This is a genomic window from Clostridioides mangenotii TR (assembly GCF_000498755.1).
GTDB lineage: Bacteria > Bacillota > Clostridia > Peptostreptococcales > Peptostreptococcaceae > Metaclostridioides > Metaclostridioides mangenotii_A.
The window spans coordinates 132775-150325 of sequence record NZ_AXUS01000003.1; the positions used below are offsets into that span (position 1 = coordinate 132775).

Genomic DNA, 17551 nt, shown 5'->3' on the forward strand with positions numbered 1-17551 from the left:
TCATCAAAGATATAAATAATACATTTAGTTTAAAAGAACTTATTATATAAAGTTAAATTTTTATAAAAGTTTATTAAACCACTTTACTTTTTTATATAACCATATATAATTAAAGTATAAATATTTTTAATAAAAAATTTGTATGATTTAACTTCTAAAAATTTGTTTAATCTACTATAAAAGGAGGAGTTTAAATGAAATGTTATAATTATCAAGAAATAAAAAATATGTATGGAAAATTAAGTCCATTCGAATTTAAGGATAAACTTTTAAATATAGCGAAGTTCACTGCTGAGGAAAATAATCGTCCACTACATGATGCTGGACGTGGAAACCCTAACTGGACAAATTCAACAGCTAGAGAGGCATTCTTTACTTTTGGTAACTTTTCTGTCTCTGAATCTAGACGAAACTGGGACCTTGGAAATTTATCGGGTATGCCTAAAAAAGAAGGTATAGCAGAAAGATTTTACGATTATATAAACAAAAATATAGATATGCCTGGAGCACATTTAGCCAAAGAAATTATTGATTATGGAATAGATGAACTCAATTTTAATGAGGATGATTTTATATACGAACTTGCAGACGGTATTATTGGGGACAACTACCCACTACCAGACAGAATGCTTCCTCATATAGAAAAAATCGTGCACGAATACCTAGTAAAAGAAATGAAATACGACATAGATGGAAAATACGGAGATGTTGAAATATTTGCAGTTGAGGGAGCTACTGCCGCAATGTGCTATATATTTGATTCGCTTATGGCAAATGAACTTCTTAGAAGAGGCGATAAAATTGCTATTATGACTCCTATATTTACACCTTACTTGGAGATCCCTCATCTACCTAGATACAACTTCGAGATAGTCCACGTATACGCAGACACAGTTGACAAAGACGGAAATAATACATGGCAGTACTCTAGAGAAGAGCTTAAAAAACTTGAGGATAAATCTATAAAAGCTTTATTTGTAGTAAATCCTAACAACCCAGCTTCAGTAGCGCTTGATGAAAAATCATATTCTAACCTTATAGATGTTGTACAAAACTACAACAAAGACCTTATGATAATTTCAGATGATGTATACGGTACTTTTGTAAACAATTTCCAATCACTAATGTCTAGACTTCCATACAACACTATTGGAGTTTACTCTTACTCTAAGTACTTTGGTGTAACCGGATGGAGACTTGGAACATTTGCTCTTCACAAAAAAAATATATTTGATAAAAGAATTCAATCTCTCTCAGAGAATTTAAAAGCATCAGTAAACAAGAGATACAGTGACATGAGCATAGATCCATCAAATTTAACATTTATGGAGAGGGTTGTTGCAGATAGTAGAATGGTTGCTCTTAATCACACTGCTGGTCTGTCTACTCCACAACAGGTTCAGATGGCCTTCTTTTCTGCCTTCGCTTTGATAGATAAAGTAGACGCATACAAAAAACTTAGTATAAGCATATGTCATAGACGTATTAAATTGCTTTACAATGCACTAGATTTCCCATTAAAACTTGAACAAAACAATGCAGCTTACTATACGATTCTAAGTATAGAAAAATGGGCTAAAGCTTATCATGGAGACGAATTTTTCGAATTTATAAATAAGAAATACTCTTTAGTCGATATACTTTATAAACTTGCAAATGATTACTCCACTGTACTATTAAGCGGCGATGGCTTTGCAGGTCCAAAGTGGTCACTTCGTATATCGCTTGCAAACTTAAACGATGATGCGTATACAGATATAGGTAATGCAATTAATAATATACTTTCAGAATATGTAAATGAATGGAACAAAACTAAAAAATCATAAATTTAAACTTTTAAATATCGATCGATAAAATGTTTGTCATAATATAGGGATTTTAATAGATATTGTAATAGACCAAGATATGTTTTTCTGATATAATTTCAATCGGATAATATTTTAATTGTAAAAGAGGGAAGATACTATGAGTATAAAGAAAAAAGTCGCAATAGTTTTTACTGGTGGTACGATTTCAATGACAGTAGATGATACTGTTGGAGCTGCTATACCAACATTATCAGGTGAGCAGATCCTATCAATGGTTACTAATATAGATAAAGTGGCAGATATTGAAGTTTTTAATTTCGCTGAGATACCTGGCCCACATATTACGCCTGAAATAATGATGGAACTTAGAAACTATATAAATGAACTTCTAGATAGAGAAGATATAACTGGTGTCGTTGTAACGCACGGAACAGACAGCTTAGAGGAAACGGCTTATTTTCTAGATCTGACAATAGACAGTATAAAACCAGTAATTGTTACTGGTGCTATGAGAAGTAGTTCTGAGCTAGGTTACGATGGGTCAAGCAACTTATCGGCAGCTGTATGTACTGCAATATCAAAAGATGCAATAGGCAAAGGAATTTTGGTAGTTTTAAACAATGAAGTATTACTGGCTTCAGAGGCAACTAAAACAAACACACTTGCACTTAATACTTTCCAATCGTTAACTAGCGGTCCTCTTGGTGTGATCGACTGTAATGAACTTGTTTTAAATAGAGATATAGTTAATAGATCAGTAATAAAGACAGATAAAGTCGAACCTAAAGTAGCTATATTTAAAGCATGTGTTGGAGAAGATGATCTATTTATAAAATATGCAGTTGACCAAGGCTACAAAGGAATTGTTGTTGAGTGTATGGGAAGAGGTAATATTCCTCCTAGCATGTTCTCTGGTATAAAGTATGCAAGAGAGAAAGGCATCCCTGTAGTGGTCGTTTCAAGATGCCATTCTGGTAGAGTTCTAGATAGTTACGGATACTATGGATCTGGTAGAGATCTTAGAAACCTTGGTTGTATTTTTGGTGGAGATCTTCCAGGACAAAAAGCTAGAATTAAACTTATACTAGCTCTTGGTAAAAATGATGACTTAGATAGTATAAAAGATATATTTGAAAAAGGAATTTACTGTTAAATAGTGCTGAATCCTATGATGACAGTGAATAGAGAATAACAGTTATACAATGATTACGTCATCTATGTATTCTCTATCCACTGTATCGTAGTCCCAGCACTTTTTTTATTCATAATTATATAAATTTTACTTTGTTGTTCGATCTAATTGATAAAACGTACTTGCTAAATTATTTCATTTTCCATATAATCATTATATAAATAATATGTCTGAAATTGCTATATATGTTAACAAAATTTAAATTGCTTTTTAGTTATAAAGATTACTTATGCCAAAATCTATTGGATATTATAGTTATTTAATTAAGTTGAAAATATCCAAACTTCGATTTAGCTAGTAATCTTTTTCGTTAATTATAGAAAAGAGGTAAACTTTATGTCTAATACAGTTAAATCCGCATTTATTTTCTTTGCGGCAACCATGATTTCAAAGGTTCTTGGATTTTTTAGAGATGTTGTCATTGCAAAGGTCTATGGCGCAGGTGCCATATCTGATGCTTATTTTATGTCTTTAAATATCATCACAGTGGCTTTTATCGGATTGTTTTGTGTTGCTATACAGAGTACGTATATGCCTATATATACAAAAATAGAAAAGAATGACGGACGCTCAAAAGCTCTCGAGTTTACTGGTAATATTATAAATATTATTGTAATTTTTTCTTTGGTAGTAGTAGTATTTGGATGGGTTTTTACTGAACCTTTAGTCAAATTATTCGCTATGGGATTTACAGGAAAGACATTAGCACTTACGATACAATTAACTAGAATAGTTTTATTTTCTGTCGGTTTGGTTAGTGTTACGTACATACTAAAAGCGTACTTGGAAATACACAATTACTTTTTAATAACAGGCCTTATGAGCATACCATACAATATATCCATAATAATCTCAGTATACCTCAGTAAAAATTTTGGGGTTGGAATATTAGGATATGGTACCGTCTTTGCATTTTTGGCACAAATTCTTTTTCTGATTCCATTTTGTTGTAAGAAAGGTTTTAAATATAAATTAAAATTTAATCTAAAAGACAAAAATGTAAAGCGTATGGCTTTAGCGATAGTTCCAATTTTGATAGGAGCTTCTGCTAATCAAGTCAACAGTTTAGTAGACAAAAATCTAGCTTCCACACTAGCTGAAGGTTCATTATCAGCATTAAATTACGGTTACAGATTAAATATCTTTGTAACAGGATTATTTGTAGCTTCAATAACATCAGTTATGTATCCTTTATTTTCAAAATTAGGAGCCAACAAAAATATACAAAAGTTAAAAGATAATTTATCTCTATCGATCAATGCAATCACATTAGTAACTCTACCAATATCTGTAGGCGCTTTTATACTTTCAGAGCCTATAATAAGAGTCTTATTTGAAAGTGGTGAATTCGATAGTAGCGCTACAGTTCTATCAGCACAAGTTTTAGCTTTTTATGCTATAGGTATGTTAGCTAGTGGAATCAGAGATATAGTTGTAATAGTTTATTATTCATTAAACGACACCAAAACGCCGATGAAGAACAGTCTATTATGCGTTTTCTTCAACATCGTATTCAACCTAATACTAATTAGATATTTAAAAGCTCCTGGGTTAGCCCTAGGTTCAAGTATATCAGCAATACTAGCAGTATGTTTCTTGATGTATCAATTGAGAAAGAAAATAGGACATCTTAACGCAACAAATATGATTATAAGCTTTATAAAAATTTCCTTTACATCAGGGATAATGGCAGTTGTAGTTTTAACAGTGTTCGAAAAACTCTCTGCCACAAGTGAACTAATATCGCTATTGGTTTCAGTTACTGCAGGGGCAATTGTATATATTATAATAATCTTAATGTTAAAAATTGATGCAACCGATTATTTTATAGAAATACTAAAAAATAGGTTTAAAAGAAATAATGTAAAATAAAATATACTTTATATCATAAACGAATTATTTTTATAATTAAATGAGCCTGTAATGTATTAACTGATAAAATCAAGTTTCAATTTTATCAGTTAATACATTACAGGCTCACTTTTATGGTTATTATCATTACTTTATAAACTTCATTAGACTAATATTTAAAAATTATTTTACAACTATATTAACAAGTTTATTAGGTACTCCAACTATTTTCACTATTGTCTTACCTTCAACAAGTTCTTTTATCTTATTGTTATCCATAGCTAATTTTTCCAAATCTTCTTTGCTTGTATTAGCAGGTATATTCATTTTGTCCCTTACTTTTCCATTTACTTGAACAACTACTTCTATCTCATCTTGAACTAGTGCAGTTTCATCGTATTTTGGCCAAGATATACTAAATACACTTCCCTCTTTACCTATTATAGACCAAAGCTCGTCACCTAAGTGAGGTGCAAATGGAGCAAGTATTACTATTACTGTTTCTACACATTCTTTTAAAACTGCATTATTTCTAGTATCTAATTCTTTGTATTTATACGCTTCATTTATCAATTCCATAAGAGCTGATATTGCAGTGTTAAATCCAAATTTTTCACTTAAGTCTTCAGTAACTTTTTTAAGTGTTGTGTTTACTGTAAATCTCATATGCTTATCTTCTTTAGTCATTTCGCCAAATGAAGTGTCTTCTTTAACTATATCTTTTAACTCGTCAACTAGTCTGTAAACTCTGTTTAGGAATCTGAAGCATCCATCAACACCTTGCTCTGACCACTCTAGATCTCTCTCTGGTGGTGCTGCAAACAGCACGAATAATCTAGCTGTATCTGCACCGTACTCTTCAATTATCTCTACTGGAGATACTGTGTTTCCTTTTGATTTACTCATCTTAGTGCCATCTTTTAGCACCATACCTTGAGTAAGCAGGTTTTTAAATGGCTCTCTAAAGTTTACCATTCCCATTTTATAGAATGCTTTTACAAACCATCTTGCATAAAGTAAGTGAAGGATGGCATGCTCTACTCCACCTATATATTGATCTACTGGAAGCCATTTATTCGCTAAATCGCTGTCAAATGCTTCTTCCTCATTTTTATTGTCCGTATATCTTAAGAAGTACCAAGATGAATCGACAAATGTATCCATTGTGTCAACTTCCCTTTTCGCTGGCTTTCCGCATTTTGGACAAGTTGCATTCATAAATTCTTTTGAAGTAGTAAGAGGCGACTCTCCTTTCCCTGTAAACTCAACATCTGTTGGAAGTAATACTGGTAAGTTTTCTTTCTTCTCATGAACTATTCCACAATCGTCGCAGTACACAACAGGTATAGGGCATCCCCAGTATCTTTGTCTTGATAGCAACCAATCTCTAAGTCTGTAGTTTACTGTTTTCTTTCCTAATTTATAAGTTTCTACCTTCTCTATTATTTTTTGAACGCGTCTTTATTATCCATTCCATTAAACTCTTCAGAGTTTATCATTTTTCCATCATCATCTATTACATCAATTATTTCTATATTATACTTCTGTGCAAACTCTTTATCTCTATCATCATGAGCTGGTACTGACATTACAACGCCTGTTCCGTAGTCTGGCATAACATAGTTTGCTATCCATATCGGAACTTCTTTCCCGTTTATTGGATTTATAGCATATTTGCCTATAAACATACCTTGCTTTTCTGTATCAGTTGATGTTCTCTCTATTTCACTATATTTGTACATCTCTGTTACAAAGTTCTCTACATCTTTTTCATACTCTGTCCCAGCTACTAATTCTTTAACTAAATCTAGCTCCGGTGCCAATACCATACATGTAACTCCGTATATTGTATCTGGTCTAGTAGTAAATACTGTCATAGTTTTATCAGTACCTGCTATCTTAAAGTCTATGTCAGCTCCTTCACTCTTTCCTATCCAATTCTTTTGCATAAGTTTTACTTTTTCTGGCCATCCGTCAAGTGTATCTAAATCTTCCAACAACTCTTCTGCAAAGTCTGTTATCTTGAAATACCACTGATCAAGATCTTTCTTAACAACAGGAGATCCACATCTTTCACATCCCCCTTGAACAACCTGCTCATTTGCAAGAACTGTTTCACAAGACGTACACCAATTTACTAGTGATTTCTTTTTGTAAGCTAATCCGTTTTCTAATAATTTTAGGAATATCTCTTGAGTAAATTTATAGTATTCTGGAGTAGATGTAGCTATCTCTTTATCCCAATCGTAACTTCCACCTAGTAAATTAAGCTTATCCTTCATTTCTTCTATGTTTTTCATAGTCCATATGTGTGGATGTATTCCATTTTTTATAGCAGCATTTTCAGCCGGAAGTCCAAATGAGTCCCATCCCATTGGATGAAGCACATTAAACCCTTCCATCTTCTTAAATCTAGCAACTACATCACCTATAGAGTAGTTTCTAACGTGACCCATGTGTATTTGTCCAGATGGATATGGAAACATCTCTAAAGTGTAGTAATTTGGCTTATCAGCCTGTCTTGTATCCACTTTGTACTGACCTGTTTCTTCCCATATCTTTTTCCATTTGCTTTCTATTTCTTTAAAATTATAAACGCTCATATAATACCTCCTATATTTAAATATTTTTTATAATTGCCTAAACATATCATGACTTTTATTGTTTTTAGAAACTAAAAAATCCCCATCTCTAAACATTACGTTTAGGGACGAGGATATCATCGCGGTACCACCCTAATTAGCTCAAAATTTTGAACTCTCTCAAAGCTTTTAAACCAGCTAAGGTCAATAGATTTAATCTAGCAAGTTCGGATATATACAGTATTAGTTCACACCAACCACTAACTCTCTTTAAAAGTATACTTTCCTACTACTCTAGTCTATTGTAAATAATTCTAATTTTATAAATATTCTAACTATACAAAATATATCAACAACTTTGTTAAGTATTTAAGATAATATCATACATACTTTTTATTGTCAATATTTTTTGTAAATATTTATTTTAAACCTTCGACATCTATATAAGGAGCATCTCTCCACAACTTTTCTAAGTTGTAAAATCCTCTGTTATCTTCATCAAATACATGAACCATAACATCTACATAGTCTATAAGTATCCAGTTCTTAGTATCATAGCCCTCTTTACCTCTAGGCTCCATACCGTTTTTCGTCATTTCTTCTTCTACTGAATCTGCGATAGCCTTAACTTGTCTCTGTGATGAAGCTGTAGTTATAATAAAGTAATCACATAGACTTGATACTGCTCCAACATTAATGATAACTGTATCTTTGCCAAGTTTATCTTCAATAGCGTCGTATATAACTTTTGTCATTTGGTCTACTGTCATTTGTTCAAATGCCATATAATAATCCTCTCTTTCATAAATCAAATCTCTACTAAACAAATCTATTAGTTATTATACCATAAAACTTAAATTATAATAACATTTCTTTAATTAAGTAATTTCTTGCACTTATTGTGCGAGGATGTATCAAATTATTATTTTTTATAACAAAATTAAGCGTATTATTAAATGAGATAAGTAAAGCTTCATCTAATTTTCCTCCATATGACAAATCTCTAAGATGTTGCACATGTGGCAGTGTTCTTCCATCTTCAATTAAATCAGCTATGTATATAATTTTTTCAAGAAGTTTCATATTTTCTTTTCCAGTGGTATGGTATTTTACAGCATTAGTTATTTCTTTGTCCTTTATATTAAATTCGTACTCAGCTATATATGACCCTATTACACTATGTGATAAAGCTAAGTTATTTTCTTCAATAGGATCGAGGTAAATCTCATATTTTTCTACATAATCCTTAACTTGATCATCCTTTAAGCATTTAGCTGCATCGTGAACAATACCAGCTAAATACGCCTTTTCTTCATCGCAGTTGTATAATTTAGACAGTTTTACAGCACAATCCGCAACTCTGTAAGAATGATTAACTCTTCCTTTTGGTAACAATGTACTAAGTTTATGATTAATCTCTTCTATGTTCATTTACTCATCTCCATACTGTATATTTTTTTATCGTATAAATACTTCTCTACACTATCTGGCATCAAATATCTAACAGATTTTCCAACTTCTAATTGATCTCTAATATATGTTGAAGATATATCCAGTGAAGGTACGTAAACAGTAATAATATCTGCATCGTATTTTTTGATTAGCTTTTCAATTGTTTCTTGTGCCTTAAGAAGGCTTATCCCAGGTCTAGTCGCCGCTATAAATGTTGCGAGTTCAAAGTTACGCTTTACGTCTTTCCACTCTTCAATGCCGCATATAGCATCAGCCCCAGTAATAAAATATAACTCTGCATCTTTATAACACTGATTTAACATTTCTAATGTATCAACGGTATAAGATCTCTTTTCTTTTTTAATTTCAATATCTGATACAAAAAAATCATCGTTACTTTCAGTTGCTAAAAGAACCATATTGTACCTATCTTTTTTATCGGTAACTATACTTTTTTTATGTGGAGGATTCCCCGATGGAATAAATATTATTTTGTCTAACTTATATTTATCTCTAATGAATTCAGCAGTAGCTAAGTGAGCATAGTGAATTGGGTCAAACGTTCCTCCTAGAATACCTAATTTTATTTTTTTCGAACTGTGTTTAAATCTCTCTAGTTTTTCAGCATTTTCTTTGACAGCGGTCTTAACTAGATCATCTATTTTCATATTAAGTCTCCTTTTAATGTTATACTATATATTGTATCATTTTTTTAGATTTCTTAAAGTATATAAATGTTTTTTCATAATTTATATTAGAATATTTTGTAGTATAGTGCTATAGCAGAAAACATTTTGTTAGTTATTTATAGTTTATCTAAAAATGCAATTTATATTTTAGTATTTTAGTTTTATAAATATATTTTTAATTGTAGTATAATAATTTATATAAAGATTTATAAGTATTAAAATTGGAAAGGATAATATTATGGCAATAATTACAAAACTAGAGGCACAGAAAAAAAACGAAGATAGAGTAAGTATTTATGTAGACGATAAATACTTTGTAGGAGTGTATAAAGAACTTATTTACTCATTCAATCTAAAAAAAGGCGACTCTATAGATGAGGAAAGTTTAAAAGAAATGCTTGATAAGGAAATGTTTATAAAAGCAAAGAACAAAGCGATAAATATGCTTACTCGTTCAGATAAATCCGAAAAAACTATGAGAGACAAACTTACTGAAGATTTCGACGAGCACATTATAGACCAAGTTGTTGAATTTTTGGAAGGATATAAATTAATAGACGACAATTCGTTAGCTCATAAACTAACCAATAAAAATGTTCATCTTAACAAATGGGGTAAAAATAAGATCAAGCAAAATCTGTACACAAAGGGTATAAAAAAAGAAGATATAAACGATGCAATTTCCGATATCGACGATGATGTAGAGTTTGAAAATGCAATGTATTTAGCTAAGAAAAAATATGCTCAAGTAAATAAATTAGAAAAAAGAAAGGCCTACCAAAAACTGTATCAGCATCTTTCTTATAAAGGCTTCGACTACAATACTGTAAAGAGGGTTTTGGATAAGCTTTTAAATACTGATGAATATGATATGTAGATTTATATGCTATAATTTATAGATAATCAACTTACTTGGAGGTTTGTGATGACTAAGATTATTATCGGAGCACTAAGCTTTATGCTTGGAATATACAATGTTTTTAAGTTGTACAAAGAAGAAAGTCTTAAGTAATTAATATTTATGATATCATGTAATTAAAACGACTCGATTAAACAACAGAAATGGAGATTTTCTCGAAGCATAAGTTAACTTTAAAAAGATATAGGCCAATTGAACGAATAATAATATTTACTGATATCAATTCGTTCAATTGGCCTATTATTTGTTTATAAATTTATAGACTATTTATATTTATTACTGTATAAAAACTTCTAATAGTTAAAAGCTATTGCCTTATCGTAACTTGGAAGTTCGATTTCTCCAGATATAAGCTTTGGCATTATAGTTGCTTTTATAAAATTCAATGTCATATTTTCTTTTTTATACGTATCAATTTCTTTCGATAACAGAGATACTCTTTCTTCGTAGTCTTTTATTATTCCTATAGGGGGCAATAACATCGGATACTTTTTGAGGTCATTTTGGCTTATAAGAGGTTGAGTCGACCCTCTATTTAGTGAATAATAATCAATATACTTCATTACTTGGTAAATGTATTCTTCATATTCACTCCTTATATAAAACGCATTGTCTGATATCCAAATAGGCTGGTCATATCGTCTAATACATCCATGTGTTCCAACTCTACCTGTCGTTATTATCGATCCTTCAACAAGTGCCTCATTTGTATAACCTATTATTTTAGTTGCTCCAACTACAGGGATTCTATATTCACTGTTGTACTTTTTTCTAGTATTCTCAGGTCTTTTTCCGGATTTTATCTTTATTAATTGAGATAGTTCTGAAATCTTCCATCCAATTGGTATTTGCCCGAATTCACTTTCGATAAATTCTCCAGAATTTGTTCTATATGGCTTTTTATCTGAGTCTGGAAATTCAAAATCCTTAAACCACCTTTTAAATATCCCTGAGATTATTTCCTCAATTGTATCCACTATAACATTGTTTAATTCTATCTTGCTATCAAATAAAGTCAATATTTTACCTATAGCAATTTGTTTGCTTTTATCAGGTATACTTACATTTAGACTGTATAAATTTTCTCTATTAAGTCCTGGTACCGCACTATGAGTGTTTAGCTTCTCAAGATTAAGTGTCTGCAATAAGTAATATATAAATTTCAGATCATAAGAGCTGTCTTCTTCAATATAGTAAGTCGTATCTATAGGAAAAAACTCTTCCTCCTCATAAAATACTCTTCCTATATTTCCTTTTCTACCGAGTATTATTGCTGGACCTTCTACTAAGGCTTTATTATGATATCCTATTACTCCTCCAGAGCCATAAACTTTTACATTTCCTTCTTTTCTCTTCAACTTTGGAAGTGACTTTCCGTAACGAGCTACAAATATATCTTCTATTCTAACATCGCTATACTTCATAACCAATTCCTCCAAGTACTCTTTTGATATCATCTTCAAGTTTATGAGATTTTTTAAATTGCTCATTTAGAGTTTTAGTTAATCTTTTCATCTTATCATCGTATAGCTCTGTATCTTCTTCTTCTAACTCTACACCAACAAATCTATTTGGAGTTAAAATATAATCATTTTTAATTATATTTTCAATAGTCTCAACTTTACAGTACCCTTGAATATCTTTATACTCTTGGTCAATACTTCCTCTCCAAGCATGATATGTTCTAGATATCTCATGAATTTCATCTTCAGCAAATTCTTTATGGATTCTGTCGGCCATAAATCCTTTTTTACCTGCGTCTATAAACAGGATTTCACCTTTTCTAGATTTATTGTTTCCTTTTTTATCGTTTGATAAAAACCATAAACACGCTGGTATCTGAGTTGAATAAAACATCTGTGCGGGTAGTAAAACTATACAGTCAACTAAATCATTTTCAATTAGATTTTTACGTATTTCATACTCACTTAAAATATTTTTTGTAGATAAACTTCCATTTGCCATTACAAATCCAGCTCTACCTTTGTCAGATAACTTCGATATTATATGTTGTATCCATGCGTAGTTTGCATTTCCCTGAGGTGGAATTCCATACACCCATCTGTTATCATTTTCTAGCTTTTCTCCGCCCCAATCACTTATGTTAAACGGCGGATTTGCCAATACATAATCTGCTTTTAAATCTTTATGTAAATCATTGTGAAATGTATCTGCATTGCTCTTTCCTATATCTCCGTCAATACCTCTGAGTGCTAAGTTCATCTTGCACATTCTCCAAGTTGTCGGATTCGACTCCTGTCCGAATATACGAATATCTCCGGGTTTACCTTTATGATCTTCTATAAACCTTTCAGACTGCACAAATAATCCACCAGATCCACAACATGGATCGTATACATTACCCTTACAAGGCTTTAACATCTCAACTAATAATTTAACGACTGATCTCGGTGTGTAAAACTCACCTCCTGCTTTTCCTTCAGCACTTGCGAATTTACTTAAAAAGTATTCATAAATTCTTCCAAGTATATCTTTGGACTGACTATCTGCATCACTGACTTTAAATTTCAATAGATCAATTACATCTCTTAATTTCGACGCATTTAATTGCGGCTTTGCAAAATCCTTTGGCAATACATCTTTTAGAGATGGATTCTCTTTTTCTATCATACTCATAGCATTATCAATTATCTTACCTAAATCTTTATTTTCGGAGTTTTTTGTTATGTATTCCCAACGTGCTTTCTGTGGTACCCAGAATATATTTTTCGTTATATACTCACTTTTATCTTCTTCATTTGAGCTCTCATTATTTTTTAACTCATCATATCTTTCTTCAAATGTCTCTGATATATATTTTAAAAAGATTAAGCCTAATACAATATTTTTATATTCTGATGGATCCATACTTCCCCTCAATCTATCTGCCAATAACCACATACTCTCTTCAATTTTTATTTCTGATACTGACATAATATTAAAATCCTCCATGATTACCCTTTTGTTAAGTCCATTTTACCAGTTTTAACTACTTTTTTATACTAGTTTCCTAAAATAAATGGAAATTTATGGTAATAAATTATTAGTTGAAGGTATTTAATCGAATATTTAATTTGATTTTAGAAAAAATAATATGTAAATCCTAAATTAATGATAGAATGAATGTATATATTTGGTAAAGAAATTTGAAAGGAGATACTCAGACGATATGATAGATTTAACTTTGCTTGGTTGCGGTGGAAATGTGCCTATCCCAAATAGATTCTTATCATCTTTATTTATAAACTACAATGGAAGAAAAATTTTAATAGATTGCGGAGAAGGGACCCAAGTATCCTTAAAAATCAATAAATGTGGTTTTAAGGATATTGATTTAATTTGTATTACTCATCTACACGGAGATCATATTTTCGGGCTACCAGGTATTTTGTCCACTATTGGAAATAGTGGCAAAACTGACGACTTAACTATACTCGGACCTTCAGGAATAATAGATGCTGTAAAGTATATAAAAATGCTTCTAGGAGTACTGCCGTACAATGTGAATGTAGTTGAAAACCCCGGAGTAAATTTTAAAATCTCCGATCCAAACTTCAAAAATCTAGAGATATCTACAATAGACTTAGAGCATTCAGTCGAATGTATTGGATACAGTTTTAAATTTAACAGAAGTAGAAAATTTGATATGGACAAAGCCTTTTATAATGATGTTCCAAGGTTTATGTGGAGAAAGCTTCAAAATGGCGAAAAAATGATTATAAACGACAAGACATATACTCCAGAAATGGTTTTAGGCAACGAAAGGATTGGAATAAAACTAAGTTTTATAACGGATACAAGACCTATGTTCGAGATTCCTGATTTTATAAAAGACAGCGATCTTCTAGTGTGCGAGGCAATGTATGGAGATGATTCAGATATAGATAAAGCTGTTAAAAACAACCATATGACATTTAGGGAAAGTGCCAACTTAGCAAGACTTGGAAATGCCTCTCAGTTATTATTAACTCACTTTAGCCCCTCTGTTATGAAACCCGAAATATTTATTGATAATGCAAAAGATGTCTTTGAAAACACAATTATCGGTGAAGATGGTCTTAAATTGAGTTTAAAATATAAATAATAAAATAAAAGACACGCTCGAATTTCAATGCGAGTGTGTCTAAATAATTAACAACTTTTTTTATAAACACTACAAAATTGTTATAGCTAGTTATAACTACCTGTAATTGCTCTTTGTAAGATTCCCTTTTTTAGTAACTTTATTGTCTCTAACCTTAGCTTTCGCTTGGCTATGTCCCGGAAATTCTATTTTAGGATCTTCCATATTTTTCTTGTATACTGTAAATTTAAACCCTATAGCCTGAACAAACTCCGCTCTTAAAGCTTTACAAACTTCATTTGCAGTCTCCTTAGCGTCTAATCCTGCATTTTCTAGTATTGTTATCTTTACTAGTTCTCTCGTTCTAAGCATGCCGTCTAATTGCTCTAAAAAGCTTTCTGTCACGCCATCTTTACCTATCTGAGTTGTAGGTTTAAGGTTGTTTGCTAAAGATTTTAAATAAGATCTTTGTTTCCCCTTTAACATTACTTCACCACTTTTCTATTAAATAATCTATTTATTAAATCTAGACTCAAGATCTATAATTTAATTGTAAAACTCAAATTCTAATTCGTATATTCTAACAGTATCCCCGTCTTCAATACCCATTTCTCTAAGTCTATCAAAAACGCCTCTGCTTTCCATAGTCTTTTGGAAGAATTGAAGCGACTCCATATCGTCAAAGTTTATAGAATACATGACCCTTCTAAGAGCTTTTCCAGTAACTTCATATACTCCATCGTCATCTATTTTGATATTTAATTCTTCATCATTTATTAATTCAGCTTCAGGTTTGTACATATCCTCTTCAGAAATCAGCTCAATTTCTTCAACTTCTTTTAGAGCATTTGATACATAAGTTATTACATCGTCTACACCTTCTCTAGTAGCTGCAGACATTTTAAATACTTTATATCCTCTTGCTTCAATAGTCTTTTTAAATTCTTCATATACTTCTTCGTCTTGAAGTATGTCCATCTTGTTTGCAACAACTATTTGAGGTCTTGTTGCAAGTTTTTCATTGTACAGTTTAAGCTCTTCATTTATCTTATCAAAATCGTCTATAGGATCTCTACCCTCTATACCAGATATATCTACTATATGGATAAGCACCTTTGTTCTCTCCACATGTCTTAAAAACTCATGACCAAGCCCTATTCCTTCAGAAGCTCCTTCTATTATTCCAGGAATATCTGCAAGTACAAAACTATCTGCATGTTTAGTTTGCACAACGCCTAAATTTGGAGTAATAGTCGTAAAATGATAGTTTGCAATCTTTGGCTTAGCTTTTGTAACAAGCGATAAGAAAGTAGATTTACCTACATTGGGGAATCCTAAAAGACCTACATCCGCAAGCATTTTAAGCTCTAGTACTATCCATCTTTCTTCTCCATCTGTTCCAGGCTTTGCAAAATTTGGAGCTTGTCTAGTCGCTGTGGCAAAATTATGATTACCTTTACCGCCATATCCACCTCTTGCAACTACAATTCTATCATTTTCATCTTTTAAATCTGCTAAAACTAGCCCAGTTGCTTCATCTCTAATTACAGTCCCAGCTGGTACTTTTAAAACTATATCTTCTCCGTTTTTACCAGATCTTTTTCTTTTTGTTCCGTTTTCGCCTGATGGAGCTAAGTATTTTCTTTGATATTTGAAGTCTAGAAGTGTTCTTATGCCCAAATCCACTTCAAATACTACACTTGCACCACGTCCGCCGTCTCCGCCATCAGGGCCCCCTGCTGGAACGTATTTCTCTCTTCTAAAAGATATTCCACCGTTTCCACCATTTCCAGCCTTAACGAATATTTTCGCCTTATCTATAAACACAACATCACCTACTTGATTAATCTTTATACTATTTTACCCCGAATTTAAATATAAATTCCAGGTAGAGTCCAATTGTCTTTTTACTAAAATAAAAAGGAGTGTATCCACACTCCTTCCATAGTATATTACTCAGCAACTGCTACTGGATATATACTTACTTTTTTTCTCTTCTTATCTTTTCTTTCGAACTTAACAGTACCGTCAACTAATGCAAATAAAGTATCATCGCTACCTTTTCCTACATTAGTTCCTGGATGTATTTTAGTTCCTCTTTGTCTAACTATTATACTTCCAGCAGTTACTAATTGTCCATCAAATCTCTTAACACCTAATCTCTTAGAAACAGAATCTCTACCGTTTTTAGAAGAACCTACTCCTTTTTTAGATGCAAGTAATTGTAAATTCATTTTTAACATATGGAGTCACCCCCTACTTTTTCAAAATTTTTATATACTTTGGATATTCTCGTTTTATCTCTTCAACTGCAAGCTGAAAATGCTCTAGCAACAATTTCGATTTCTCTATATAAGATGTATCTACTATACACTCTATATGACCTTCGTCAGCGACTATCTTTTCAAATTCAACTTTTTGTAGTTTGTTTAGTGAGTTTATAACAGCAATAGCATTAGATGTAACCGCTGAACAAACTATATCCTGACCTGCATCAGCAAATCCAGCATGTCCACTTAAACAAAACCCTTTTATTTGGAAATCATCATTATAATAATATTTTACTTTTATCATATTATATACTCACTAAGCGTTTATTTTTTCAACAACTAACTTAGTATATGCTTGACGATGTCCTTGCTTTCTTCTATAGTCTTTTTTAGCTTTATACTTATAAACTATAACTTTTTTAGCTTTTCCTTGCTCAACTACTTTAGCTTGTACAGAAGCACCTTCAACAACTGGAGCACCTAATTTAAGTTCTCCATCTTTTGAGCATGCTAATACTTCATCTAAAGTAACAGTATCACCTGTGTTCGCTTCTAACTTCTCAACAAATAATACATCACCTTCAGAAACTTTATACTGTTTTCCACCAGTCTTAACTATAGCGTACATATATACACCTCCTCGGTCACAAACTCGCCAATATAAGGTACTCCGAACGAAGATTTAAACCTTTACTGAGCGGCATTACAGTTATTAATTATATGAT

15 protein-coding genes, 1 pseudogene and 1 other annotated feature are annotated in these 17551 nt (G+C 31.6%); of the genes and pseudogenes, 5 read left to right on the forward strand and 11 right to left on the reverse strand.

Going from position 1 to position 17551, the window contains the following annotated elements; translation table 11 throughout:
- The first annotated feature begins 194 nt into the window (after positions 1–194).
- The 3 genes from aspD (at position 195) to murJ (ending at position 4872) form a co-directional block, all read left to right on the forward strand.
- A complete protein-coding gene (aspD, locus tag T473_RS0102545) occupies positions 195–1826 on the forward strand; it encodes an aspartate 4-decarboxylase (RefSeq protein WP_024620490.1) in 1632 nt (543 codons plus the stop codon).
- Between the two features lie 139 nt (positions 1827–1965).
- Positions 1966–2961 (forward strand): asparaginase, encoded by a 996-nt coding sequence (locus T473_RS0102550; protein ID WP_024620491.1) that lies wholly within the window; start codon positions 1966–1968, stop codon positions 2959–2961.
- A 375-nt stretch (positions 2962–3336) separates the two neighbouring features.
- On the forward strand, positions 3337–4872 hold the full coding sequence (gene murJ, locus T473_RS0102555) for a murein biosynthesis integral membrane protein MurJ (RefSeq protein WP_024620492.1): 1536 nt from the start codon (positions 3337–3339) through the stop codon (positions 4870–4872).
- A 162-nt stretch (positions 4873–5034) separates the two neighbouring features.
- On the opposite strand, the pseudogene leuS reads toward murJ, so the two are convergent.
- The 4 genes and pseudogenes from leuS to nadD form a co-directional block, all read right to left on the reverse strand.
- Positions 5035–7454 (reverse strand): annotated as a pseudogene (gene leuS / locus T473_RS19955) (leucine--tRNA ligase).
- Positions 7455–7554: 100 nt separating this feature from the next.
- Positions 7555–7739, reverse strand: a binding site (T-box leader).
- Between the two features lie 113 nt (positions 7740–7852).
- The gene (rsfS, locus tag T473_RS0102565; RefSeq protein ID WP_024620493.1) at positions 7853–8203 is read right to left on the reverse strand and encodes a ribosome silencing factor; all 351 of its coding nucleotides are present in this window, start codon (positions 8201–8203) and stop codon (positions 7853–7855) included.
- 88 nt (positions 8204–8291) lie between these two features.
- Positions 8292–8864: a bis(5'-nucleosyl)-tetraphosphatase (symmetrical) YqeK gene (gene yqeK / locus T473_RS0102570; protein ID WP_024620494.1), complete on the reverse strand. Its 573-nt coding sequence runs from the start codon at positions 8862–8864 to the stop codon at positions 8292–8294.
- On the reverse strand, positions 8861–9553 hold the full coding sequence (nadD, locus tag T473_RS0102575) for a nicotinate-nucleotide adenylyltransferase (RefSeq protein WP_024620495.1): 693 nt from the start codon (positions 9551–9553) through the stop codon (positions 8861–8863). Before nadD ends, yqeK begins: the two co-directional genes overlap by 4 nt.
- 259 nt (positions 9554–9812) lie before the next feature.
- Here nadD and recX point away from each other — a divergent pair, with 259 nt between their 5' ends.
- The gene (gene recX / locus T473_RS0102580; protein ID WP_024620496.1) at positions 9813–10451 is read left to right on the forward strand and encodes a recombination regulator RecX; all 639 of its coding nucleotides are present in this window, start codon (positions 9813–9815) and stop codon (positions 10449–10451) included.
- Between the two features lie 335 nt (positions 10452–10786).
- Here the strand turns inward: recX and T473_RS0102590 are convergent, their stop codons facing one another.
- The gene (locus T473_RS0102590; protein ID WP_024620497.1) at positions 10787–11917 is read right to left on the reverse strand and encodes a restriction endonuclease subunit S; all 1131 of its coding nucleotides are present in this window, start codon (positions 11915–11917) and stop codon (positions 10787–10789) included.
- On the reverse strand, positions 11907–13427 hold the full coding sequence (locus T473_RS0102595) for a class I SAM-dependent DNA methyltransferase (RefSeq protein WP_024620498.1): 1521 nt from the start codon (positions 13425–13427) through the stop codon (positions 11907–11909). The genes T473_RS0102590 and T473_RS0102595 overlap by 11 nt, the downstream gene beginning before the upstream one ends.
- Before the next feature lie 235 nt (positions 13428–13662).
- On the opposite strand from T473_RS0102595, the gene T473_RS0102600 reads away from it, so the two are divergent.
- Positions 13663–14577 (forward strand): ribonuclease Z, encoded by a 915-nt coding sequence (locus T473_RS0102600; RefSeq protein WP_024620499.1) that lies wholly within the window; start codon positions 13663–13665, stop codon positions 14575–14577.
- A 96-nt stretch (positions 14578–14673) separates the two neighbouring features.
- Here T473_RS0102600 and T473_RS0102605 read toward each other — a convergent pair whose 3' ends face one another.
- The 5 genes from T473_RS0102605 to rplU form a co-directional block, all read right to left on the reverse strand.
- Entirely contained in the window at positions 14674–15042 is a 369-nt protein-coding gene (locus T473_RS0102605; protein WP_024620500.1) for a YhbY family RNA-binding protein, read from the reverse strand.
- Positions 15043–15102: 60 nt separating this feature from the next.
- Entirely contained in the window at positions 15103–16383 is a 1281-nt protein-coding gene (gene obgE / locus T473_RS0102610; RefSeq protein ID WP_024620501.1) for a GTPase ObgE, read from the reverse strand.
- A 125-nt stretch (positions 16384–16508) separates the two neighbouring features.
- On the reverse strand, positions 16509–16799 hold the full coding sequence (gene rpmA, locus T473_RS0102615; RefSeq protein ID WP_024620502.1) for a 50S ribosomal protein L27: 291 nt from the start codon (positions 16797–16799) through the stop codon (positions 16509–16511).
- Between the two features lie 13 nt (positions 16800–16812).
- The gene (locus tag T473_RS0102620; protein ID WP_024620503.1) at positions 16813–17130 is read right to left on the reverse strand and encodes a ribosomal-processing cysteine protease Prp; all 318 of its coding nucleotides are present in this window, start codon (positions 17128–17130) and stop codon (positions 16813–16815) included.
- Positions 17131–17142: 12 nt separating this feature from the next.
- Positions 17143–17454 carry a 50S ribosomal protein L21 gene (gene rplU / locus T473_RS0102625; RefSeq protein ID WP_024620504.1) on the reverse strand — a complete coding sequence of 104 codons (312 nt, stop codon included), beginning with the start codon at positions 17452–17454 and terminating at the stop codon, positions 17143–17145.
- Between the last annotated feature and the right edge of the window lie 97 nt (positions 17455–17551).

Excerpts from the sequence above, each read along its gene's own strand:
- aspD (WP_024620490.1), top strand. The coding sequence starts at position 195 with ATGAAATGTTATAATTATCAAGAAATAAAAAATATGTATGGAAAATTA.
- T473_RS0102550 (WP_024620491.1), top strand. The coding sequence starts at position 1,966 with ATGAGTATAAAGAAAAAAGTCGCAATAGTTTTTACTGGTGGTACGATT.
- murJ (WP_024620492.1), top strand. The coding sequence starts at position 3,337 with ATGTCTAATACAGTTAAATCCGCATTTATTTTCTTTGCGGCAACCATG.
- rsfS (WP_024620493.1), bottom strand. The coding sequence starts at position 8,203 with ATGACAGTAGACCAAATGACAAAAGTTATATACGACGCTATTGAAGAT.
- yqeK (WP_024620494.1), bottom strand. The coding sequence starts at position 8,864 with ATGAACATAGAAGAGATTAATCATAAACTTAGTACATTGTTACCAAAA.
- nadD (WP_024620495.1), bottom strand. The coding sequence starts at position 9,553 with ATGAAAATAGATGATCTAGTTAAGACCGCTGTCAAAGAAAATGCTGAA.
- recX (WP_024620496.1), top strand. The coding sequence starts at position 9,813 with ATGGCAATAATTACAAAACTAGAGGCACAGAAAAAAAACGAAGATAGA.
- T473_RS0102590 (WP_024620497.1), bottom strand. The coding sequence starts at position 11,917 with ATGAAGTATAGCGATGTTAGAATAGAAGATATATTTGTAGCTCGTTAC.
- T473_RS0102595 (WP_024620498.1), bottom strand. The coding sequence starts at position 13,427 with ATGTCAGTATCAGAAATAAAAATTGAAGAGAGTATGTGGTTATTGGCA.
- T473_RS0102600 (WP_024620499.1), top strand. The coding sequence starts at position 13,663 with ATGATAGATTTAACTTTGCTTGGTTGCGGTGGAAATGTGCCTATCCCA.
- T473_RS0102605 (WP_024620500.1), bottom strand. The coding sequence starts at position 15,042 with ATGTTAAAGGGGAAACAAAGATCTTATTTAAAATCTTTAGCAAACAAC.
- rpmA (WP_024620502.1), bottom strand. The coding sequence starts at position 16,799 with ATGTTAAAAATGAATTTACAATTACTTGCATCTAAAAAAGGAGTAGGT.
- T473_RS0102620 (WP_024620503.1), bottom strand. The coding sequence starts at position 17,130 with ATGATAAAAGTAAAATATTATTATAATGATGATTTCCAAATAAAAGGG.
- rplU (WP_024620504.1), bottom strand. The coding sequence starts at position 17,454 with ATGTACGCTATAGTTAAGACTGGTGGAAAACAGTATAAAGTTTCTGAA.